Annotated in this window: 20 protein-coding genes and 1 riboswitch; of the genes, 7 read left to right on the top strand and 13 right to left on the bottom strand. The window is 68.5% G+C overall.

Annotated features, from left to right (window positions below):
* Window positions 1-122: 122 nt before the first annotated feature.
* Window positions 123-1,298 carry a UxaA family hydrolase gene (locus tag ACEU5R_RS29455; RefSeq protein ID WP_392413335.1) on the bottom strand — a complete coding sequence of 392 codons (1,176 nt, stop codon included), beginning with the start codon at window positions 1,296-1,298 and terminating at the stop codon, window positions 123-125.
* A gap of 35 nt (window positions 1,299-1,333) precedes the next feature.
* Window positions 1,334-1,615 (bottom strand): UxaA family hydrolase, encoded by a 282-nt coding sequence (locus ACEU5R_RS29450; RefSeq protein WP_103272210.1) that lies wholly within the window; start codon window positions 1,613-1,615, stop codon window positions 1,334-1,336.
* A 198-nt stretch (window positions 1,616-1,813) separates the two neighbouring features.
* On the opposite strand from ACEU5R_RS29450, the gene ACEU5R_RS29445 reads away from it, so the two are divergent.
* The 4 genes from ACEU5R_RS29445 (at window position 1,814) to ACEU5R_RS29430 (ending at window position 6,178) form a co-directional block, all read left to right on the top strand.
* Window positions 1,814-2,560, top strand: coding sequence for a GntR family transcriptional regulator (locus tag ACEU5R_RS29445; RefSeq protein ID WP_103272211.1), 747 nt, complete (start codon window positions 1,814-1,816; stop codon window positions 2,558-2,560).
* Window positions 2,561-2,821: 261 nt separating this feature from the next.
* A riboswitch (SAM riboswitch) is annotated at window positions 2,822-2,903 on the top strand.
* Entirely contained in the window at window positions 2,893-4,152 is a 1,260-nt protein-coding gene (locus ACEU5R_RS29440; RefSeq protein ID WP_103272212.1) for a homoserine O-acetyltransferase, read from the top strand. It overlaps the preceding riboswitch by 11 nt.
* Window positions 4,149-4,763 carry a methionine biosynthesis protein MetW gene (gene metW / locus ACEU5R_RS29435; protein WP_103272213.1) on the top strand — a complete coding sequence of 205 codons (615 nt, stop codon included), beginning with the start codon at window positions 4,149-4,151 and terminating at the stop codon, window positions 4,761-4,763. The genes ACEU5R_RS29440 and metW overlap by 4 nt, the downstream gene beginning before the upstream one ends.
* A 125-nt stretch (window positions 4,764-4,888) precedes the next feature.
* A complete protein-coding gene (locus tag ACEU5R_RS29430; RefSeq protein ID WP_103272214.1) occupies window positions 4,889-6,178 on the top strand; it encodes a muropeptide transporter in 1,290 nt (429 codons plus the stop codon).
* Window positions 6,179-6,201: 23 nt separating this feature from the next.
* On the opposite strand, the gene ACEU5R_RS29425 is transcribed toward ACEU5R_RS29430, so the two are convergent.
* Window positions 6,202-7,071: a universal stress protein gene (locus tag ACEU5R_RS29425; protein WP_103272215.1), complete on the bottom strand. Its 870-nt coding sequence runs from the start codon at window positions 7,069-7,071 to the stop codon at window positions 6,202-6,204.
* 222 nt (window positions 7,072-7,293) lie between these two features.
* On the opposite strand from ACEU5R_RS29425, the gene ACEU5R_RS29420 reads away from it, so the two are divergent.
* Together ACEU5R_RS29420 and ACEU5R_RS29415 are read left to right on the top strand one after the other, a co-directional pair.
* Entirely contained in the window at window positions 7,294-7,932 is a 639-nt protein-coding gene (locus ACEU5R_RS29420; RefSeq protein ID WP_103272216.1) for a trimeric intracellular cation channel family protein, read from the top strand.
* A 114-nt stretch (window positions 7,933-8,046) separates the two neighbouring features.
* Window positions 8,047-8,748: a GntR family transcriptional regulator gene (locus ACEU5R_RS29415; RefSeq protein WP_103272217.1), complete on the top strand. Its 702-nt coding sequence runs from the start codon at window positions 8,047-8,049 to the stop codon at window positions 8,746-8,748.
* Window positions 8,749-8,812: 64 nt separating this feature from the next.
* On the opposite strand, the gene ACEU5R_RS29410 is transcribed toward ACEU5R_RS29415, so the two are convergent.
* The 4 genes from ACEU5R_RS29410 to ACEU5R_RS29395 are packed head-to-tail and all read right to left on the bottom strand — an operon-like array spanning window position 8,813 to window position 11,804.
* The gene (locus ACEU5R_RS29410; protein WP_103272218.1) at window positions 8,813-9,577 is read right to left on the bottom strand and encodes a LamB/YcsF family protein; all 765 of its coding nucleotides are present in this window, start codon (window positions 9,575-9,577) and stop codon (window positions 8,813-8,815) included.
* Between the two features lie 50 nt (window positions 9,578-9,627).
* Window positions 9,628-10,617 carry a biotin-dependent carboxyltransferase family protein gene (locus ACEU5R_RS29405; protein WP_392413331.1) on the bottom strand — a complete coding sequence of 330 codons (990 nt, stop codon included), beginning with the start codon at window positions 10,615-10,617 and terminating at the stop codon, window positions 9,628-9,630.
* Window positions 10,614-11,348, bottom strand: a complete 735-nt coding sequence (pxpB, locus tag ACEU5R_RS29400; RefSeq protein ID WP_392413330.1) for a 5-oxoprolinase subunit PxpB — start codon at window positions 11,346-11,348, stop codon at window positions 10,614-10,616. Before pxpB ends, ACEU5R_RS29405 begins: the two co-directional genes overlap by 4 nt.
* A 24-nt stretch (window positions 11,349-11,372) precedes the next feature.
* Window positions 11,373-11,804 (bottom strand): VOC family protein, encoded by a 432-nt coding sequence (locus ACEU5R_RS29395; RefSeq protein ID WP_103272221.1) that lies wholly within the window; start codon window positions 11,802-11,804, stop codon window positions 11,373-11,375.
* A gap of 183 nt (window positions 11,805-11,987) precedes the next feature.
* Between ACEU5R_RS29395 and ACEU5R_RS29390 the strand changes: the two genes are divergently transcribed.
* Complete coding sequence (locus ACEU5R_RS29390) at window positions 11,988-12,854, top strand: LysR family transcriptional regulator (RefSeq protein WP_103276295.1); 867 nt, start codon at window positions 11,988-11,990, stop codon at window positions 12,852-12,854.
* Window positions 12,855-12,913: 59 nt separating this feature from the next.
* Here ACEU5R_RS29390 and serA read toward each other — a convergent pair whose 3' ends face one another.
* The 6 genes from serA to ACEU5R_RS29360 form a co-directional block, all read right to left on the bottom strand.
* Window positions 12,914-14,113, bottom strand: coding sequence for a phosphoglycerate dehydrogenase (gene serA / locus ACEU5R_RS29385; protein WP_392413327.1), 1,200 nt, complete (start codon window positions 14,111-14,113; stop codon window positions 12,914-12,916).
* A 185-nt stretch (window positions 14,114-14,298) separates the two neighbouring features.
* Entirely contained in the window at window positions 14,299-14,757 is a 459-nt protein-coding gene (locus tag ACEU5R_RS29380; protein ID WP_103272223.1) for a DUF411 domain-containing protein, read from the bottom strand.
* 152 nt (window positions 14,758-14,909) lie between these two features.
* Window positions 14,910-15,932 (bottom strand): copper resistance protein B, encoded by a 1,023-nt coding sequence (locus ACEU5R_RS29375; RefSeq protein WP_392413325.1) that lies wholly within the window; start codon window positions 15,930-15,932, stop codon window positions 14,910-14,912.
* Between the two features lie 3 nt (window positions 15,933-15,935).
* Window positions 15,936-17,693 carry a copper resistance system multicopper oxidase gene (locus tag ACEU5R_RS29370; RefSeq protein ID WP_392413323.1) on the bottom strand — a complete coding sequence of 586 codons (1,758 nt, stop codon included), beginning with the start codon at window positions 17,691-17,693 and terminating at the stop codon, window positions 15,936-15,938.
* 216 nt (window positions 17,694-17,909) lie between these two features.
* Window positions 17,910-18,416, bottom strand: a complete 507-nt coding sequence (locus ACEU5R_RS29365) for a plastocyanin/azurin family copper-binding protein (protein WP_392413321.1) — start codon at window positions 18,414-18,416, stop codon at window positions 17,910-17,912.
* Window positions 18,417-18,815: 399 nt separating this feature from the next.
* The coding region (locus ACEU5R_RS29360) for a heavy metal sensor histidine kinase (RefSeq protein WP_392413319.1) at window positions 18,816-19,858 on the bottom strand (1,043 nt) is incomplete at its 5' end.

Below are 19,858 nucleotides of genomic sequence, written 5' to 3'. Positions count from 1 at the left end.
TGTGTTTGTTTTTGGTTTTTTTTTGGTTTGGTGGTTGTGGCCGCGGGGCGGGGGGCGGCCGGCCCGGGAAGGGAAAGCGGCGTGGCCCTTTTTCTATCGCCGGGCCGCGCGCGACGCCGGGTTCAGGCGCTTTCGAAGATGCGGGTCAGGACGAACTCGCGATGGCCCAGCGCCTCGGCCGCCGTCCAGCGGCCGTTGGCGGTGGCCAGCATGCAGGCCAGCAGCTGGTCGCCGGCCTGGTCCAGGTCGATCTCGCGTTGCAGCAGCCCGCTGGTGTCCACGTCGATGTGCTCGGACATGGTGCGCACCGTGCGCGGGTTGGCGCAGATCTTGATGACCGGCAGGATCGGGTTGCCGATCACGTTGCCCTGCCCGGTGGGGAAGAAATGCACGGCATAGCCCGAGGCCGCGCAGAGCGTCACCATCTCGGCCGCCGCCGAGGACGAGTCCATGAACCACAGTCCGGGACCGTCCGGAATCTCGGCCTTGTCCAGCACGCCGTCGACGCGGCAGCGCTTGCCGATCTTCTGGATGTTGCCCAGCGCCTTTTCCTCGATGGTGGTCAGGCCGCCGGCGATGTTGCCCTTGGTTGGCTGCGATTCGGACAGGTCGCTGGTTTTCCAGCGGTCGATCATGGCCTGGTAGCGGTTGAACATGAACATGAAGCGCTCGCGCACCGCGTCGTTGGCGCAGCGTTCGGCCACGATGTGCTCGCCGCCGGTCAGCTCCGAGGTTTCGCCGAACACCAGCGTGGAGCCCAGCGCGTAGAGCTTGTCGAAGGCGTTGCCCACGGTGGGGTTGGCGCCGCAGCCCGAGGTGGTGTCCGATTCGCCGCATTTGGTCGAGACCCACAGATCGGCGATGGGGCACTCGCTGCGCGACAGCGAGGTCGCGTAGTGCACATATTCCTTGGCCTGGCGCGAGGCCCGCATGATGGTGTCGTGGTCGCCGTGCAGCTCGATGCTGAAGCCGGCCACGGGTTTGCCGGTGGCGGCGATGCCGTCGACCACGCGGCGGGTCCAGCCTTCCTCGATGCCGATGACCACGACGGCCGCGACGTTGGGATTGCAGCCGGTGCCGATCAGCGTGCGGAAATGCAGCTCCAGGTCTTCGCCGAATTGCAACCGGCCGTAGGGATGGGGCAGGGCCAGCGTGCCCTTGATGTTGTGGGCGACGGCCTCGGCCGCCGCGTTGGAGATGTCGTCCACGGGCAGCACGATGACGTGGTTGCGCACGCCGACGCGGCCGTTGTCGCGGCGATAGCCCTGGAAGGTGGTGGAAGCGGTGATGAGGGACATGGCGGATTCCTCTGTGCGTGGGCGGGAGCCGCGGGCTACCAGCGCTTGGTCTTGATGTTGTGCACGTGGGCGTGCTGGCCGGCCTGGATCGGCGCGACCACGCGGCCGATGTCCACGCCGTACTTGTAGACCGTGTCGCCCACGGCCATGTCCTTCATGGCGACCTTGTGGCCAATGGGGATGTCCTGCGAGGCGCGCACATGGACGATCCTGTCCTCGTCCATGATCCAGGCGCTGAGTTCGGTTCCGGCCGTCAGGCCTTCCACCACGGCGACCGCCACGGTGTCCTTCGCATCGTGCAATACGGCGTGAATCATGGTCTTGCTCTCCTGGTGTCGGGCGCCGCGGGCGCTGCCGCCCGGTGCGCGGATAACAACGTCCGGCAAATCTTATGGCCGCGTTTATCGTATGTCAACTAAATCATATATATGAATTATATGAATGAAGATGCCACACTTGAGCGTCGGGTTTGGCCGCCGCTACACTGTCGGCTCCTTGATCACTGCGACGCATCCATGAACACCAGCCTGTCTGCGACTGAGTCTTTGGGCAGTCCCTTGTACGAGCAGGTCAAGCAAGCCGTGCTGGCCGCGCTGGCGCAGGGCGAATGGAAGCAGGGCGACGCCATCCCTCCGGAAAAACTCCTGGCCGAGCGCTTCGGCGTGTCGATCGGCACGCTGCGCAAGGCCATCGACGAACTGGCGGCCGAGAACATCCTGGTGCGCCACCAGGGACGCGGCACCTATGTGGCCGCGCATACGCGCAACCATCATTTCTTCAAGTTCTTCCGCATCCTGCGGCAGGACGGGCACAAGAGCTATCCCGTCACCGAGCTGCTGCGTTTCCGGCGCGTGCGCGCCTCGGCCGCCGCGCGCGAGAAGCTGGAGCTGCCGGCCGGCGCGCAGGTGTTCGAATTCGTGAACCTGCTGTCGCTCAACGGCGACGTGGTGATGACGGACGAGATCTGCCTGCCTGAATCGCGCTTTCCCGGCCTGACGGAAGCGCACCTGCGCGAGCGGCCCAGCACGCTGTACGCGCTGTACCAGGACGTGTTCGGGGTGAACGTCATCGGCACCGACGAACGGTTGCGCGCGGGCCTGGCGGACCGCGCGCAGGCGCGCTGGCTGGGCGTGCAGGAAGGCGAGCCGCTGCTGGAGATCCGGCGCGTGGCGTACTCCTACAACCGGCAGCCGGTCGAATGGCGGATTTCGCGCGTGAACACGGCGGCATACGAGTATCTGGGCAATCAACCCTGGGGGTAGAGTCCCCCCCCGCAGCGCCTGCGGCGCTTCCCCCCAGGGGGCGCCGCTACGGACCGGCGGAGCCGGATCCGTGCGGCCTGGATTTGGGAGGGCGTGCCGCGATGAGGCGCGTTTCTTCTGTTTGGCGGCCAGCTGGCTTGGGGGCGGATCGTGTGCCCGCGATGAGAATGCATCTGTGGGATGGATGCGTTGGCGCTTCGCGGCAATGCCGCGCAGCGGCTTCAAAGCCGCTGGCAAGCAGTGCTAGAATGCTCCGGCATTATCTAATTCGGCGCCGATTTGCCTGATCCGCTTGCGGGCGCCTTCCAATAAATCCAGCTAAAGAGGTCTGTATGACCACTCCTGCCCAGAATCCGGCCGGTGATTCGGCCAGCGGGTTCGCGCCCGCTACCCTTACGCGATCCGACGCCGTTGATCCCGGCTCCGTCGGCCTCGTTTCTCCCGTCTTCCTTCGTTTCGACGAGCCGCTGCCGCTGGCCAGCGGACAGTCGCTGGCCGCCTATGAGCTGGCGGTCGAGACCTACGGCACGCTCAATGCCGAGCGCAGCAACGCGGTGCTGATCTGTCATGCGCTGAACGCCTCGCATCACGTGGCGGGCCAGGCGGCGGACACGCCCAGCGATGTCGGCTGGTGGGACAACATGGTCGGTCCCGGCAAGCCGGTGGACACCAATGTGTTCTTCGTGATCGGCGTCAACAACCTGGGCTCCTGCTTCGGCTCGACCGGCCCGGCCAGCATCAATCCGGCCACGGGCAAGCCCTGGGGCGCTGCCTTTCCTGTGCTGACCGTGGAGGACTGGGTGCAGGCGCAGGCGCGCGTGGCCGACCACTTCGGCATCGCGCGCTTCGCCGCCGTCATGGGCGGATCGTTGGGCGGCATGCAGGCGTTGAGCTGGGCCATCACCTTGCCCGAGCGCGTGGCCAACTGCCTGGTGATCGCCAGCACGCCGCGCCTGTCGGCGCAGAACATCGGCTTCAACGAGGTGGCGCGCCGCGCCATCATCACCGACCCCGACTTCCACGGCGGCGACTACTACGCGCAGGAGACGGTGCCGCGCCGCGGCCTGTCGGTGGCGCGCATGATCGGCCACATCACCTATCTGTCCGACGACGACATGGCCGAGAAGTTCGGCCGCGCCCAGCGCGCGCCGGGCGAGAACGGCGCCTACCACTATGGCTATGACGTCGAGTTCGAGGTGGAGTCGTACCTGCGCTACCAGGGCGAGAAGTTCACCCGCTATTTCGACGCCAACACCTACCTGCTGATCACGCGCGCGCTGGATTACTTCGATCCGGCCCGCGCCACCGGCGGCGATCTGGCGCGCGCGCTGGCGCCGGCGCAGGCCAATTTCCTGCTGGTCTCGTTCACCACCGACTGGCGCTTTCCGCCGGAGCGTTCGCGCGAGATCGTGCGCGCCCTGCTCAAGAACGGCAGCCCGGTCACCTACGCCGAGATCGACGCACCGCACGGGCACGACGCCTTCCTGCTGGAAGATGCCCGCTATCACGCGGTGGTGCGCGGCTACTACGAGCGCATCGCCCGCGAGCTGAAGCTGGACGCCGCCGCGCAGAACCAAGGACTTTCCGCATGACGACCGCCACCCCGCGCTATGCCGCCGACGCGCTGCGGCCCGACCTGGCCCGCATCGCCAGCTGGATCGAGCCGGGCAGCCGCGTGCTGGACCTGGGTTGCGGCGACGGCGCGCTGCTGGCGCACCTGCGCGACCATCGCCAGGTGCGCGGCGCCGGCGTCGAGCTGGACGACACCTGCGTGATCTCCTGCGTGCGGCGTGGCGTGGAAGTGATCCAGCAGAACCTGGAAGACGGGCTGGCGCTGTTCGACGACAAGCAGTTCGACACCGTGGTGCTGTCGCAGACCTTGCAGTCCATGCACCGCACCGAGCACATCCTGCGCGAGATGGCGCGGGTGGCCCGGCACGGCGTGGTCTCGTTTCCCAACTTCGGCTACTGGCCGCACGGCTGGGCCATCCTGCGCGGCCGCATGCCGGTGACGGGGCAGATGCCTTACCAGTGGTACAACACGCCCAACATCCATCTGTGCACGCTGCGCGATTTCGAGCAGCTGGCCGGCGAGCTGGGCCTGCGCATCCTGGAACGCGCCACCTTCAACGAGGCGCGTGAAGTGAAGCTGATGCCCAGCTGGCGCAGCACGCTGGCGGTCTACCGCTTCGCGGCGGACTAGGCGCGTCCTCGCGGGCGGCCCGCCACGCACGGAACAGCCGGCGCCGGATCCGTTACTGACGGACTGACGCCGCCGCCCGCCACGTCCTACAATTGCGGCACGCCGAGAGCGCGTGCCTGTTGTCCATGCACGGCGCGCGGCGCGGCCAGTTCCAGGAGATTGCCATTACCGCCGCAGCCAATGTCTACGCCAGTCCCCGAGTCGCGCCCCTGCTGGTGCTGGGCTTTGCCAGCGGACTGCCGCTGGCGCTGACCAGCGGCACCCTGCAGGCCTGGGCCACGGTGGAGAACGTGCCGCTGCAGCAGATCGGCTTCCTGACCCTGGTCGGCACCGCCTATACCCTCAAATTCCTTTGGGCGCCGCTGGTGGACCGCTATGCGCCGCCGCTGCTGGGCCGCCGGCGCGGCTGGATGCTGCTGACGCAGGTGCTGCTGGCGCTGGGCATCATGGCGATGGGCCTGCTGTCGCCGTCGTCGGCGCTGCTGCCGCTGGCTCTGCTGGCCGTGACCGTGGCCTTTCTGTCGGCCACCCAGGACATCGCCTTCGACGCCTATTGCACCGACGTGCTGCGTAAGGACGAGCGCGGCGCGGGCGCGGCCATCAAGGTCATGGGCTACCGGCTGGCCATGATTGTGTCCGGCGGGCTGGCGCTGATCCTGGCGGACCAATGGCTGGGCTGGGGCTATACCTACATGCTGATGGGCGCGTTGATGCTGGCCTGCGCGCTGGCCACCTTGTGGGCGCCCGAGCCCGAGGTGCTGGCGCCGCCGCCGCGCAGCCTGCGCCAGGCGGTGGCCGAGCCGCTGCGCGAGTTCTTCACGCGGCGCGGCGCGCTGGCCGTGCTGCTGCTGATCGTGCTGTACAAGCTGGGCGACGCGTTCGCCGGCGCGCTGTCCACCACCTTCCTGCTGCGCGGCGTGGGCTATTCGCCGACCGAGGTCGGCACGGTCAACAAGATCATGGGCATCGCCGCCACCGTGGTGGGCGCGCTGGCCGGCGGCATGCTGATGGCGCGCTGGACGCTGTACCGCTCGCTGATGGTCTTCGGCCTGTTGCAGGCCGTGTCGAACCTGGCGTACTGGCTGATCGCCGTCAGCCCGCGCAGCCTGTGGCTCATGGCCGCCGGCGTGGGCCTGGAGAACCTGTGCGGCGGGCTGGGCACCGCCGCCTTCGTGGGCCTGCTGATGGCGCTGTGCCGCCAGCGCTTCTCGGCGACGCAGTTCGCGCTGCTGTCGGCCTTGTCGGCGGTGGGGCGCACCTATCTGGCCGGACCGCTCACGCCGCCGCTGGTTGAGCTGTTCGGCTGGCCGGGCTTCTTCCTGATCACCGTGCTGATCGCCGTGCCCGGCCTGGTGCTGCTGTACCTGCTGCGCGATCGCATCGAGGACATGGTCAGGGGCGGCGACAGCCAATGATCGGGCCGTCGCCGGCGGTGGACCTATTCCCCGGCGGTCAGGCGCACGATCAGCACATCGCTGGGCAGCGACTCCAGCAGTCGTTCGGCCACGCTGCCGATGGCGGTGCGCAGGATGCCGGTGCGGCCGTGCGTGCCGGTGACCACCAGGTCTGAGCGGTGGTTGAACGAATACTCCGATAGCACCGTCTCCGGCTGGCCGCATTCGAGCACCACCTTGGGCCTGGCGCGCTCGGCCAGTTCGGGCGTTTCGGCCAGGAATTCCTTGGAATTCTGTTCCGCCGCCTTGTAGAAATTGCGCGTCACGGCTTCGTCAGGCACGTTCTTGCCCTGGAAGGGCACGTCGTAGGCATGAAACAGCGTCAGGTCCGCCTTGGGCACCAGATACAGCGCGGCGCGCAGCGCCTGCCGCGAGCCGGCCGAGAAGTCGGTGGCCACGAGCACGTCGCGGTAGGGCCGGCGCGGGCGGTTCTTGACGACCAGCACGGGCTGGCGGGCCTGGCGCGCCAGCTTCTCGACCGTGGTGCCCAGCAGCAGCCGGCCCAGGGTCTCGTCGCGCGCCGTGCCGGTGACGATCAGCGAGCAGCCATAGGCGTCGGCGGTTTCCAGGATGCGGGCCAGCGGGTCGCCCGAGACCACCACCACTTCGGTGGAGACGCCCGAAGCCGCCAGGTCCTCGGCCAGTTCGCGTTCGGCCAGCGCCTTGTGATCGGCCGACAGGCGCCGCCAGACGGGGGTGGTCAGCCTGGCGGTGCCGCCGTGCGATTCCATGACGTGCAGCACGATCAGCTGGGTGCCGCGTTCCTTGGCCAACTGCAGCGCCCGGTCCAGCGCGCGGTCGCCCCGCGCGCTCAGGTCCGTGGCCAGAAGAATGGGGCCGGTTTGCTTGGACATAGGTTTTCTCCCGTATTGGGGCCGGGGCAGCGGATCCCGCATCCGCGGTCCGGCCTGTGCCGCCCTCGCGGGCACGCCTTCATTGTCCCGCCGTCCGCCCCGGCCAGGCTTGACCCAGGTCAACGTGTGGACGGCCGCCGACGGATCCGGCCGCTGCGATCCGGTTCCTGGCCGGCGTGCCGGCTCAATACAATGGGAGCCTCGATTTCCTCGGCCCGTTCCATGTTTTTCGATATTTCACCCGTCCTGCTGCATACGCTGTACCTGGTGGCCATCGTGGCGGAAGCCATGACGGCGGCGCTGTCCGCCGGCCGCCGCGACATGGACTGGATGGGGGTCTGCATCATCGCCTGCGTCACCGCGCTGGGCGGCGGTTCGCTGCGCGATGTGCTGCTGGGCCACTACCCGCTGACCTGGGTGATCCATCCCGAATATTTGTGGATGACCGCCGGGGCGGCACTGCTGACGGCCCTGATCGCCCCGGTGATGCGGCGCCTGCGCAGCCTGTTCCTGCTGGCCGACGCGCTGGGCCTGGTGGCGTTCACGGTGATCGGCTGCCAGGTGGCGCAGTTGATGCAGTTGCCGGTGACCGTGGTGATCATCAGCGGCATGATCACCGGCTGCGCCGGCGGGGTGCTGCGCGATGTGCTGTGCAACGAAGTGCCGCTGCTGTTCCGCAAGGAACTCTATGCCAGCGTGTCGGTGGTGACGGGCGCTCTGTACCTGGGCGCGCAGGCGCTCGGGCTGAACGCGAATGCCGCCGTGCTGATCGCCCTGCCCGTGGGATTGGCGCTGCGGCTGCTGGCGCTGCGCTTCAACTGGCAGATGCCCAAGTTCGTGTACCGCGATGATTGGGATTGATCCCGTTCCGGAATGTGTCCATGCTCTGCAACAATTTTCCTATTTGTGTTTCAATAAATTTCGAGTATCTTCTCGCATCTCACACACGCATCACGCAGTAACAAGGGGAGCCGATTGGACGTCAAAGCGCCCGCCACGATTCCGTATTTCCTACAGGAACAGATTCGTGAACTGATAGTGGACGGCACTATCAGGCCCGGGCAGCCCTTGCGGGAACAGGAACTGGAGCAGCGTTTCGGCACCAGCCGCAGCCCCATCCGGGAAGCGTTGCGGTTGCTGGAGTTGAGCGGCCTGGTGACGCATGTGCAGCGCAAGGGATTCCGGGTAACGCTCTATTCCGAAACACAGATACGCCATCTCTATCTGCTGCGCGCGGAGCTGGAGGCCTATTGCATCCGCCAGGTCGCCGAGATGGACGATCTGGCGCCGCTGGTGGCCGAACTGCGCGATTACGAAGAGGTCGTCGCCACCGCCCTGACGCGGCGCGACGTGCGCGCCTACATCGGCGGCCTGCGCGAGTTCTATCTGGCCGGGGCCCGCCATACCGGCAACGCGCCGCTGGCCAGCACGCTGGCCAAGCTGTACGAGCAGGTCGAGCCGCTGCGCTACCTGCTGGCGCGCCAGTCGATGGAGCGGGGCGGCATCCACGGCTATACCTCGGGCATCATCGAGGCCCTGGACGGGCGTGATTTCGAGCGCGCGGCCGAGCTGACGCGCGGCTATGTGCAGGATGTGCTGCCCGGGATCCTGCAGGCCTACCGCCGTGCCTCGGAACAGGATGCCGAGGAACAGGCGCCGCGGCTGCGGCGGGCCTGACCTGGTTCTGCGCCGCCCCTGAGCCTGCCGGACCTGCCCGCGGCAGGTTCCGATCGCGGGTAGCTCAGGCGCGCGGCACGCGCACTTCGATGCCGGCGTCTTCCAGCGCCTGCCGGATGCCGCTGGCGAACACCAGCGCGTTGGGCTGGTCGCCATGGATGCAGAGCGTGTCCGCCTGCACCGCCACGTCCTTGCCGTCCACCGAGCGCACCTTGCCCTCGCGCACCATGCGCACCACCTGCGCCACGGCCAGATCCACGTCCTCGATCATGGCGCCGGGCTTGCCACGCGGCGTGAGCGAGCCGTCGTCCTGGTAGCTGCGGTCGGCGAAGACCTCGTTGGCGGCGGCCAGGCCGATCTCGCGCGCCACGCTCACCAGCCGGCTGCCCGCCAGCCCGTACAGCACCAGCGTGCCGTCCACGTCCTTGACCGCCTGGCAGATGGCCCGCGACAGGCCTTCATCCTTGGCCGCCATGTTGTACAGCGCGCCGTGCGCCTTCACGTGGTGCAGGCGCGCGCCCTGTGAGGCGGCCACGCCCGCCAGCGCGCCGAGCTGGTAGACCACCAGGTCGTAGGCTTCCTGCGGACTGGTCGGGATGACGCGGCGGCCGAAGCCGGACAGATCCTGCAGGCCGGGATGCGCGCCCAGCGCCACGCCCTGGGCCAGGGCGGCGGCCACGGTCTTGCGCATGGTGGCGGGGTCGCCGCCGTGGAAACCGCAGGCGATGTTGGCCGAGCTGACATAGCGCAGCACGGCGGCGTCGTTGCCCATCACCCAGGCGCCGTAGCTTTCGCCCATGTCGCAGTTCAAGTCGATGCTGGGATTCATAGTGGTCTTCCTGGTCCGGAGTGGGGTGGCGCCCGGAGGCGTCGATCGTGTCAGAGCAGCGCGCGCATCGGCGCCAGCGCGTCCCGCAGCTGGGCGAAGGCGCGTTCGCGCTCGACGTCCAGGCGCTGCGCCTCGTCCAGCTCGATCTGCTGGAAACGCAGCTCCTGGCCGGGCAGCGATTGCGCCAGCGCGGGCAGGTCCACCGAGGCGATCTGCGCGATCTTGGGGTAGCCGCCGGTGGTCTGCCGGTCGGCCATGAGGATGATGGCTTCGCCGCCGGAGGGCACCTGCACGGTGCCGAAGCAGGCCGCTTCCGACAGCGTCTGGCGCGGTTGCGCCATGGCCAGCGCGGGCCCCTGCAGCCGGTAGCCCATGCGATCGGACTGCGGGCTGATGCGGAACGCCTGGCCGGCGAAGGCGGCGCGGGAAGCGTCGGAGAACTCATGCCAGTGGCGGCCTGGCAGGAAGCGGATGGTGTCGCGCCGCTTGCCGGCCAGCGTGGCGGGCAGGTAGACGCGGATCTGCCACAGCGCTTCCTGTAGCGCCGCGAGATCGCGCCCGACGTCCAGCGGGGCGTGCAGCGGCAACACGTCGCCACGGGCCAGGGCGCGTCCCTGGAAGCCGCCGAAGCCGCTGCGCAGATAGGTGGTCTCGCTGCCCATCACCAGCGGCAGCGCATAGCCGCCATGCACGGCCAGGTAGGCGCGCGCGCCCAAGGCGGGACGGGCGCCGAAGGCCAGCGTGTCGCCGGGCCGGGCGACCAGCGGCCGGTGCATGGGGATGTCCTGGCCGTTGAGCTGCGCGCCCAGATCGGCGCCGGCCAGCGCGAAACAGGCGGCGGCGTCAAAGCGCAGCGTCGGTCCGGTCAGCGTGATTTCGAGGGTGGCGCGGTCGTCTTCGTTGCCGGCCAGTGCATTGGCCAGCCGGTGCGCGCGCTCGTCCATGGCGCCGGCGGCGGGGATGCCCTGGTGCTGGTAGCCGTCGCGGCCGCGATCCTGGAAGCTGGACAGCATGCCGGGCTTGATCACGGTCAGGCTCATGCGCCGGCCTCGCGCAGCCGTTGGAATTCGTCCTCGGCGATGGGTACGAAGCGCACCGAGTCGCCGGGCTGCAGCAGCGCGGCCGGTTCGCGTGCCGGGTCGAACATGGCCAGCGGCGTGGCGCCGATGATGTTCCAGCCGCCGGGCAGGCGGTTGGGATAGATGACGGTCTGGCGGTTGGCCACGGCCACCGAGCCGATGGGCACCGCGGTGCGCGGCGAGGGCCGGCGCGGGATGTTCAGGCGTTCGTCGTGCACGCCCAGATAGGCGTGGCCGGGCGCGAAGCCCAGCATGAAGACCATGCTGCGCGGTTCGCTGTGCAGCCGGATGATGTCATCGGGCGTCAGGCCGGCCGCGGCGGCGACCTCGGCCAGGTCGGGCCCGTGCTCGCCGCCGTAACAGACGGGGATGTCGATCTCGCGGCCGCCCAGCTCGCCTTCCGGGAGGCCGCCGGCCAGCAGCTGGCCGATGCGCTCGGCCAGCGCGCCATGGCTGGGGCTGTCGGCGCTGGCATCAGGGCGGTAGTGGATCGCCACCGTGCAGAAGGACGGCACCACGTCGGTCACGCCGGGCAGGCGCGCGTCGCGCAACATGCGCGCCGTCGCCAGGCAGGCCCGGCCGATCGCGGCGTCGATCTGGTCGCCGAACGAAATGATCAGGCTGCGGTCCCCCTGCGGTTCGATGCGCCAGGGGGTTTCGGCCGGAGAAGGTGGTGCGGATATTGCGTTCAACGGCACGAAACCTGATTGGAGAGATTATTTGGCGAACAGGGAATCCAGGTTCTTGAAGGCCTTGAATTCCAGCGCGTTGCCCGACGGGTCGAGGAAGAACATGGTGGCTTGTTCGCCGACCTCGCCCTTGAAACGGATGTACGGTTCGATCACGAACTCGGTACCGGCATCGGTCAGGCGCTTGGCCATGTCTTCCCATTGTTCCATGGAAAGCACGGCGCCGAAATGGCGCACGGGCACATTATGCGAATCCACGGCGCTGGTGGCCTTGTGGCCGCACTCGCTGGGCGCCAGGTGGGCGACGATCTGGTGGCCGTAGAAATTGAAGTCGATCCATTCGGGCGAGCTGCGGCCCTCGGGACAGCCGAGCTTGACGCCGTAGAAGGCGCGGGCTTCTTCCAGGTCGCGCACCGGGAAGGCCAGGTGGAACGGCGGCAGGTTGGTCTGAGCGGTCATGCGTAGTCTCCAGGGAGGCTGGGTAGTCGGGAACTCTGCCGGCGCGGCTTGCCGGGAGGCCGCCGGATGTCGGATCCGGCTGGCATCGCGGCGCTCGCGCCTTGGCATGCACGGCTAGTTTAGGTATTGTTTTTTCGATTGAAAAACGATATTTTTTGTGCCTTAGCATCAAAAATATTGATAGTGATCAAAGAGTTCAAGACCTTCATCGCGGTGGCGCGGGACGGTACCTTCACCGGCGCCGGGGCCCAGCTGGGCCTGACTCAGTCCGCCGTCAGCGCGCAGATCCGTCGCCTGGAGGACTACCTGGGCGTGGCGCTGTTCGACCGGGGGGCGCGCGCCGCCGTGCTGAACGCCCACGGGCGCGAGATGCTGCCGCAGGCCGAGGAGCTGGTGGCCATGGCCGAGCGCATGGCCAGCGCCGGCGGCGCGGGGCACGTTAGCGGGTCGTTGCGCATCGGCGCCATCGCCTCGGTGCAGCAGGATCTGCTGGTGCGCGCGCTGGGCCTGTTCCGCGCCCAGTATCCCGACGTGCGCGTGCGCATCGTGCCGGGCGTGTCGCTGTCCTTGCTGGGGCAGGTCGATGCCGGCGAAGTCGATCTGGCCGTATTGATCCGCCCGCCTTTCGCGCTGCCGCCGGAGCTGGGCTGGCAGCCGCTGCTGTCCGAGCCGGTGGCGCTGGCCGTGCCCGCCGCCATGCCCGAGGCGCCGTGGCGCGAACTGCTGGCCACGCAGCCCTTCATCCGCTACGACCGCGCGTCCTTCGGCGGCCGCGTGGTGGATCTGTTCCTGAAGAAGCACCGCATCCGCGTGCACGAGGCCGTGGAGCTGGACGAGATCGAGGCCATCGCCAACATGGTGCGACACGGCCTGGGCGTGGCGCTGTTGCCAAGGTTGCGCCGCCTGGACATGACGGGCCTGCGTCTGCTGCCGCTGGGCGAGGCCGCGTTCCAGCGCGAGATCGGCCTGATCGGGCGGCTGCCGTTCGAACCCGGCAGCATGCGCGGCAAGATCGCCGAATGCCTGTTGGCGGCCGCCGCCGAACCCTGATCCCGGCCGCCAAGAAAAAAGCGCTCCGGATGGGGCGCTTGTGTTGCGGCTGGCGCGGACTACAGCCGGTCGCAGCGGACCGTGATGGGGTGCTGGCGCAGCGTGCTCATCACGAGGTCGTCGACCTGGCCTTCGACGTCGGTGATCACGTAGCCGATCTGGCCCTTGGTCTGCAGCGTCTGGCTGACGATGTTCAGCCCGTGCTGCGCCATCAGGTTGTCCAGCGTGCCCAGCGCGCCCGGCGCATTGCGGTGCACGTGCAGGATGCGCGTGCCCTCGCCGCGCTCCAGGTAGGGCAGCTCGGGGAAGTTGACCGCGCCCTTGGTGGTGCCGGCCTGCAGGAAGCGCACCAGCTTCTCGGCCACCTCGCGGCCGATATTCTCCTGCGATTCCTGCGTGCTGCCGCCGATGTGCGGCGTCAGGATCACGTTGGGCAGGCCGATCAGCGGGCTGTCCAGCGGTTCGTCCGGACCCTTGGGTTCGGTGGGGAACACGTCCAGCGCCGCGCCGGCCAGATGGCCGGACTTCAGCGCCTGGTGCAGCGCGTAGATGTCGACCACGGCGCCGCGCGAGGCGTTGATCAGGATGGACCCGCGACGCATGCGGCCGATGGTCTCGGCGTTCATGATGTTCTCGGTGGACTTGCCACCCGGCACGTGCAGCGTGACCACGTCGGATTGTTCCAGCAGCTCGTTCAGCGAGCCGGCGGCGCGCGCATTGCCCAGCGGCAGCTTGGCTTCCACGTCGTGGAACACCACGCGCATGCCCAGGCCTTCGGCCAACGTGCTGATCTGCGAGCCGATGTTGCCGTAGCCCACGATGCCCAGCGTCTTGCCGCGCGTTTCGAAAGCGCCGGACGCGCTCTTGTCCCAATGGCCCAGATGCACGCGCGCGTTCTTTTCAGGAATGCGGCGCAGCAGCAGGATGGCTTCGCCCAATACCAGCTCGGCGACCGAGCGCGTGTTGGAGAAGGGGGCGTTGAACACCGGGATGCCGCGCTGCATGGCCGTGTCCAGATCGACCTGGTTGGTGCCGATGCAGAAGCAGCCCACGACGCGCAGGTCGGGGTTGTCGGACAGCAGACTGGCGTCCAGGTGGGTGCGAGAACGGATGCCCGCCACCTGCGCGCCCTTCAGGGCGCCGCGCAGCTCGGCCGGCGGCAGGGCCGCGGCGTGCGTGACGATGTCGGTGTAGCCAGCGGCCTCGAAGACGGCTCGGGCGCTGGGGTGGATGTTCTCGAACAGGACGATTTGTGCCATGACTGCCTGGGGAGGGGTGGGGAATGCGTTTGATTGATTGTGGCGCATTTTTGCTGCGGTGCAAGGAGAACCCCCTGGCGCGTTGTGGGTGAATTGTTTCAACGCGCGGATCCCCGGACGCGGCAAGCGCCGTCCCTGGGTGGCCACGGCCCGTCCCGTCCGTGGCCGGCAATGACGAATCGGTCTTAGCGATAGGCCTGGAACACCGTCGAGCCGCCCCGTTTGTCCACCAGCAGCACGTCGTGCGGCGTCTTGCGTCCGCCATATTCCGGGCCATCCATGCCTGGCGAGCCCAGCGGCATGCCGGGCGCCGCCAGCCCGGCGGCTTCGGGTTTCTCCCGCAGCAGCCGGCGCACGTCGCTGGCCGGCACATGGCCTTCGATGGCGTAGCCGCCGACGACCGCCGTATGGCAGGAGCCATGGTCGGCCATGCCGGCATTGCGGCGGATGGGACCGGTGTCCGTGACGTCATGCGTGGTCACGGCGAAACCGTTGTCGCGCATGTGCTTGACCCAGTCTTCACAGCAACCGCAGGTGGGCGTCTTCCAGACCTCCACGGGCGTGGGCGCCTGGGCCGCAGCCAGGCCGGGCAGACCCAGCGCGGCGGCAAGCGCGAGTCGGCGGACGAGAGGGGCGATGGTCATCAATGCTCCTATGATCAAAATTCAACTGCCACTATCCCAGCCCCCCAACCTGGCACGCCGATTATCGGGATGCCGCGGAGCCGGCTTCGCCGGTCCGCAGGCATGCCCCCTGGGGGGAAGCGCGCAGCGCTTCGGGGGGGGGCTCAATCCTTCTAGAACCAGAACCGTATGCCGGCCATGATCGCGGTTTGCGAACGGCCGGCGCCGGCCGCGGATGCATAGTCGGCGGTCTGGCCGAATTTCCGTTCGAAGGATACGCCAACATACGGCGCGAACTGGCGCGTGACCTCGTAGCGCAGCCGCAGCGACAGGGAACCCGAGGACAGGCCGGAGCCGATGCCACGCTCGGGGTCGCTCTTGCCATAGAGGCTGGCTTCGAGTTCGGGCGTGAAGACCAACCGCTGCGTCAGCAGCAGATCGTATTCCGCCTTCAGCCCCAGCGCCGTGCGCCCGGATGGGCCGACATAGCCCGTCGCTTCGAGTTCGATCCGGTAAGGCAGCATGCCTTCGATGCCGAACGCCGCCCAGTTGCGTTTGGGCCCGGTGCCGAAATCGCGGCGCGCGCCCAGCTGCAGGTCCCAGAACGGCGTGATCGCGTGGCTCCAGAGCGCCTCGACGCGGCCGCTGGAGCCGCCGTTGGCATTCTCGGCCTCGCCTTCGCTCTTGATCGTCAGGCGATTGGTCGCCGTGCCGTACCAGAAGCGGCCCTCCCACTCGCGCGCGTTCTGACCGTCGCGGTTGCGCGACCAGCCGAACCGCTCGAGCAGCAGCTGCGCCGCCGGCATGTTGTCCATCATCATCATGTGAGGACGAATGCCATAGGTGTCGTAGCCGCGCGCGTCCGAACCGTCGCTGGATGGCAGGCTGCCCACCGGCGGCGCAGCGGGGGACGGCGCCGCGTCATGGTTCATGCCGGGCATGTTGGAATGATCCATCGCGCCGGATGATGCCGGTGCGGGCGTGGCCGCGCCATGGTTCATGCTGGGCATGCTGGAATGGTCCATTGCACCGGATGGCGCGGGGGCGGGCGTGGCCGTGCCATGGTTCATGCCCGGCATGTTGGCATGGTCCATGCCGCCGGATTGCGCCAATGCGGGGCCGGCCAGGCTGGAGGCCAGCGCCAGCGCGGCACATCGGGCGACGGCGGGAATACGGTTCTGTGTCTTGTGTCGCATCGTCTACTCCACCACGACCGCTCTGAACATGCCGGCCTCCATGTGATACAGCAAATGACAGTGGTAGGCCCACTTGCCGCGCGCATCGGCGCTGACCCGATAGGTCAGGCGCTGCGCGGGGTTGAGCGAAATCGTGTGCTTGCGTACCTGGAAGGCGCCGTCGGCCGATTCCAGATCGCTCCAGAGTCCGTGCAGGTGGATGGGGTGGGTCATCATGGTGTCGTTGACCAGCACGAAGCGCACGCGCTCGCCATGCTTGAGCACGATGGGCTTGGCGTCGGAGAACTTCACGCCGTTGAAGGACCACATATAGCGTTCCATGTTGCCAGTCAGATGCAGTTCGATCTCGCGGGTCGGTGGTGTGTTGTCCGCGGGCTCGACCATGGAGCGCAGGTCGGCGTAGGTCAGCACGCGCCTGCCGTTGTCGCGCAGGCCGACGCCGGGATCGTCCAGCCGGGTCGACACCACGTCGGGCAGCATGGAATTGCCCACGCCGCGTTCGGCGGGGTAGGGGTGCTTGACCTCCACCATGCCGCCCGAGCCGGCGGCGTCGCCATGGTTCATGCCGGACATCGCCGCGTGGTCCATGCCCGGCATCGCGCCATGATCCATGCCGGCCATGCCGCCGCTCATGTCATGGGCCATGCCCATGTCCATCATGGTCAGCAGCTGGACCGGGTCCAGCGCCGGCACGTCGGCCTGCATGCCGGGGCGCGGCGCCAGCGTGGCGCGCGCGTAGCCGGAGCGGTCCATGGCCTGCGAGAAGATGGTGTAGGCGCGGTCCTCGGCCGGTTCGACGATCACGTCGTAGGTCTCGGCCACGGCGATGCGGAACTCGTCGACCTCCACCGGCCGCACGTCCTGGCCGTCGGCGGCCACCACGGTCATTTTCAGGCCGGGGATACGCACGTCGAAGTAGCTCATCGCCGAACCGTTGATGAAGCGCAGCCGCACGCGCTCGCCGGGCTTGAACAGGCCGGTCCAGTTGCCGGCCGGCGTGGCGCCGTTGGTCAGGAAGGTGTAGGTGGCGCCGGAAACATCCGCCAGGTCGGTCGGCGTCATGCGCATCTGTTCCCACATCAGCCGTTCCGACAAGGCCGCGCCCCAGCCCTTGGTTTCGGCCTCGCGCGCCAGGCTCTGCACGCTGGGACGGATGCGGTTGTAGTAGTCCGGCTGCACCATCAGCTTGCGGAACACGCTCATCGGATCTTCGTCGGTCCAGTCGGACAGCAGCACCACGTGCTCGCGGTCGAAGGCGATCGGGTCGCGCCTGCGCGGCTCGATGACGATGGCGCCGTACAGGCCGGTCTGTTCCTGGAAGCCGGAGTGGCTGTGATACCAGTAGGTGCCGCTCTGGCGCACGTCGAAACGGTAGGTGTAGGTCTGGCCGGGATCGATGCCCGGAAAGCTCAGGCCCGGCACGCCGTCCATGTCGGTGGGCAGCAGGATGCCGTGCCAGTGGATGGAGCTTTGCTCGTGCAGCCGGTTGGTGACGTGCAGCGTGACCGTGTCGCCTTCGCGCCAGCGCAGCAGCGGCGCGGGAATCTGGCCGTTCACCGTGGTGCCGACGCGGGTCGCGCCCGTGAAATTGACCGGCGTTTCGCCGATCTCCAGATGGAACTCGGTGCCGCGCAGTTCGGCCGCCTGCCGCGCGGGCTGCGCCAGCGCCGCGCGCCAGCCGCCCAGCGCCGCCAGCGCGCCGCCGGCGGCCAAGCCCTGAACGAAGCGGCGGCGTCCGATGGGAGGGAGTGTGTCTGTCATTTAGTCATCCACGGTGCTGCGCAAAATCCGCAGCGCAGGAACAAGGGTTGTCTCAATGGGATGCCGCGTAGAGGAGCGATTCGCGTCCACGGCATGGTTGCCATGAACCCTGAGCGCCACCGCGGACCCCACCCGTCCCGAGCAGGGCAGCACGGATCCGGCACCGCCGGTCCGTAGCTGCGCCCCTGGGGGAAAGCGCGTGGCGCTTCGGGGGGCTTACATCACAGTGACTGAACCCTTCATGCCCGCCGCGTAGTGACCGGGCTCCAGGCAGCCGAAGGACACGGTGCCGGCCTTGTCGAAGCGCCACACGATCTGGCCGCTCTTGCCGGCGTCCAGCGAGATGGAGTTGGCTTCCTCGTGGCGCATGCCGGGGTCCTTCATCATCATGTCGTAGTGCGCCTTGAGGTCGGCGTCCGTGCCCAGCACCAGTTCGTGGCGGATCTTGCCGGAGTTGCGCACGTTCAGACGCACGGTTTCCCCGGCCTTGACCTCGATGCGGTCGGGGGTGAAGCGCATGCTGTCGGCCATGTCGACGTCCACGGTGCGGGTGGCGCGGGCGGGGTCGCCGGGCTTGCCGATCGAGGCCGCGGCGGCCGGCATGGCGTGGCCGCCATGGCCGCCGCCGTGTTCGCCGGCCGCATGGGCGGGCAGGGCGAGGCCGATGGCCAGAAGCGCGGCGCAGGCGGCGGCTTGGGAGGTGCGGAGCAGATTGCCTTTCACGATGGTCCTTTCTTGCAGGAGTGGCGGTGACGGCAATGTAGAAAAACCGGAGTGACCCGGCTCTGTCGCAAAGATTACTTTTCTGTAATGAAGTCCACCCCCGAAGCGCCGTTGGCGCTTCCCCCTCAAGGGGGCGCCGCTGCGGACCGGCAAAGCCGGATCCGCGCAAAGTGAAGCCCACCCCCGAGCGCTCACGCGCTCCCCCCTCAAGGGGGCGCCGCCGCGGCCCGGCAAAGCCGGCTCCGCGCGGCCCGGCTTGGGGCGGAATTGCCACGATTGACGCACTGGATTTTCAAGGTAACGATGCCGTGGGCTGTGGAGCGTCCGCAAGACGCTTGGGCAGCCGCGACAGATAGATGGCGGGCGCTGGCCTGGTGGTGAACCTGTGGCGCGGCTGTGTTATTGGCGCGTGGGCGGCGCGTCGGCGGCTTGGGGCGTGGCGGCTGGTTTGTCGGTCGGCGCGCGCAGCGTGATGCCGATCACGGTTTCGCCGGCGGTGGAGCGGGCGTCCACGTCGCCGTCGTGCATGCGGGCGATGGCGCGGACGATGGCCAGGCCCAGGCCGTGGCCTTCGGTGCGCGGGGCACGGCCCTGGCCCGCGCGGAAGAAGCGGTCGAAGATGCGGGGCAGGTCGGCGGGGGCGATGGAGGCGCCGGGGTTGCGCACTTCCACGCGCGCGCCGCCGGCGACGGGCTCGCAGCGCAGCAGGATCTCGTGGCCGGCGGGGGTGGCCTTGATGGCGTTGGAGATCAGGTTGGCCAGCGCGCGGCGCACCAGACCGGGATTGGCCGCGACGGCCGCGTCGCCTTCGCAGCGCAGGCGGATGCCGCGCTCTTCCAGCGCGGCGTCGTAGTACTCGGCCACGCGCCGGGCCTCGGCGGCCAGCGAGATCGCGGACAGGTCGGCGGCGCGTTCGCCGCGATCGGCGCGCGCCAGGAACAGCATGTCGTTGACCATGGTCTTCAGGTCTTCCAGCACTTCCAGGTTGGACTCCAGCGCGTCGCGCAGCTCGGCCGCATCGCGCGGCGAGGACAGCATGACCTGGGTGCCGTTGATCAGGGTGGCCAGCGGCGTGCGCAGCTCGTGCGCCACGTCGGCGTTGAAGCCTTCCATCTGCTGGTAGGCCGATTGCAGGCGGTCCAGCGTGCGGTTGAAGGAACGCACGAAATCCTGCAATTCGCGGTCGGTGTCGTGCAGTGGCAGGCGCAGGGCCAGGTTGTCGGGCTGGATGCGCGCCGCCTGTTCCGACAGCCGGCGGGCGGGCGCCATGCTGCGGCGCACGGCCCAGGCTGCCAGCATCACGGTGGCGCCGACCCAGAGCGCGCAGATCAGCAGCAGCGCTGTGCCGTAGGCGTATAGCAGCCGCGCGCCGGCGCCCACGCCCACGGCCACGGTGAGGACGGGGGCGGGGGGGGGGGGCGGGGCGCGGCCGCCCCCCCCCC

Source organism: Achromobacter sp. 413638, from assembly GCF_043119405.1.
Lineage (GTDB): Bacteria > Pseudomonadota > Gammaproteobacteria > Burkholderiales > Burkholderiaceae_B > Achromobacter.
Note: the sequence above shows the minus strand (reverse complement) of the source record. Positions and strands in the feature narration are given on the sequence as shown.

Coding starts and splice junctions, on each gene's coding strand:
- ACEU5R_RS29455 (WP_392413335.1), bottom strand. CDS start 1,298: ATGTCCCTCATCACCGCTTCCACCACCTTCCAGGGCTATCGCCGCGAC.
- ACEU5R_RS29450 (WP_103272210.1), bottom strand. CDS start 1,615: ATGATTCACGCCGTATTGCACGATGCGAAGGACACCGTGGCGGTCGCC.
- ACEU5R_RS29445 (WP_103272211.1), top strand. CDS start 1,814: ATGAACACCAGCCTGTCTGCGACTGAGTCTTTGGGCAGTCCCTTGTAC.
- ACEU5R_RS29440 (WP_103272212.1), top strand. CDS start 2,893: ATGACCACTCCTGCCCAGAATCCGGCCGGTGATTCGGCCAGCGGGTTC.
- metW (WP_103272213.1), top strand. CDS start 4,149: ATGACGACCGCCACCCCGCGCTATGCCGCCGACGCGCTGCGGCCCGAC.
- ACEU5R_RS29430 (WP_103272214.1), top strand. CDS start 4,889: ATGCACGGCGCGCGGCGCGGCCAGTTCCAGGAGATTGCCATTACCGCC.
- ACEU5R_RS29425 (WP_103272215.1), bottom strand. CDS start 7,071: ATGTCCAAGCAAACCGGCCCCATTCTTCTGGCCACGGACCTGAGCGCG.
- ACEU5R_RS29420 (WP_103272216.1), top strand. CDS start 7,294: ATGTTTTTCGATATTTCACCCGTCCTGCTGCATACGCTGTACCTGGTG.
- ACEU5R_RS29410 (WP_103272218.1), bottom strand. CDS start 9,577: ATGAATCCCAGCATCGACTTGAACTGCGACATGGGCGAAAGCTACGGC.
- ACEU5R_RS29405 (WP_392413331.1), bottom strand. CDS start 10,617: ATGAGCCTGACCGTGATCAAGCCCGGCATGCTGTCCAGCTTCCAGGAT.
- ACEU5R_RS29395 (WP_103272221.1), bottom strand. CDS start 11,804: ATGACCGCTCAGACCAACCTGCCGCCGTTCCACCTGGCCTTCCCGGTG.
- serA (WP_392413327.1), bottom strand. CDS start 14,113: ATGGCACAAATCGTCCTGTTCGAGAACATCCACCCCAGCGCCCGAGCC.
- ACEU5R_RS29380 (WP_103272223.1), bottom strand. CDS start 14,757: ATGACCATCGCCCCTCTCGTCCGCCGACTCGCGCTTGCCGCCGCGCTG.
- ACEU5R_RS29375 (WP_392413325.1), bottom strand. CDS start 15,932: ATGCGACACAAGACACAGAACCGTATTCCCGCCGTCGCCCGATGTGCC.
- ACEU5R_RS29370 (WP_392413323.1), bottom strand. CDS start 17,693: ATGACAGACACACTCCCTCCCATCGGACGCCGCCGCTTCGTTCAGGGC.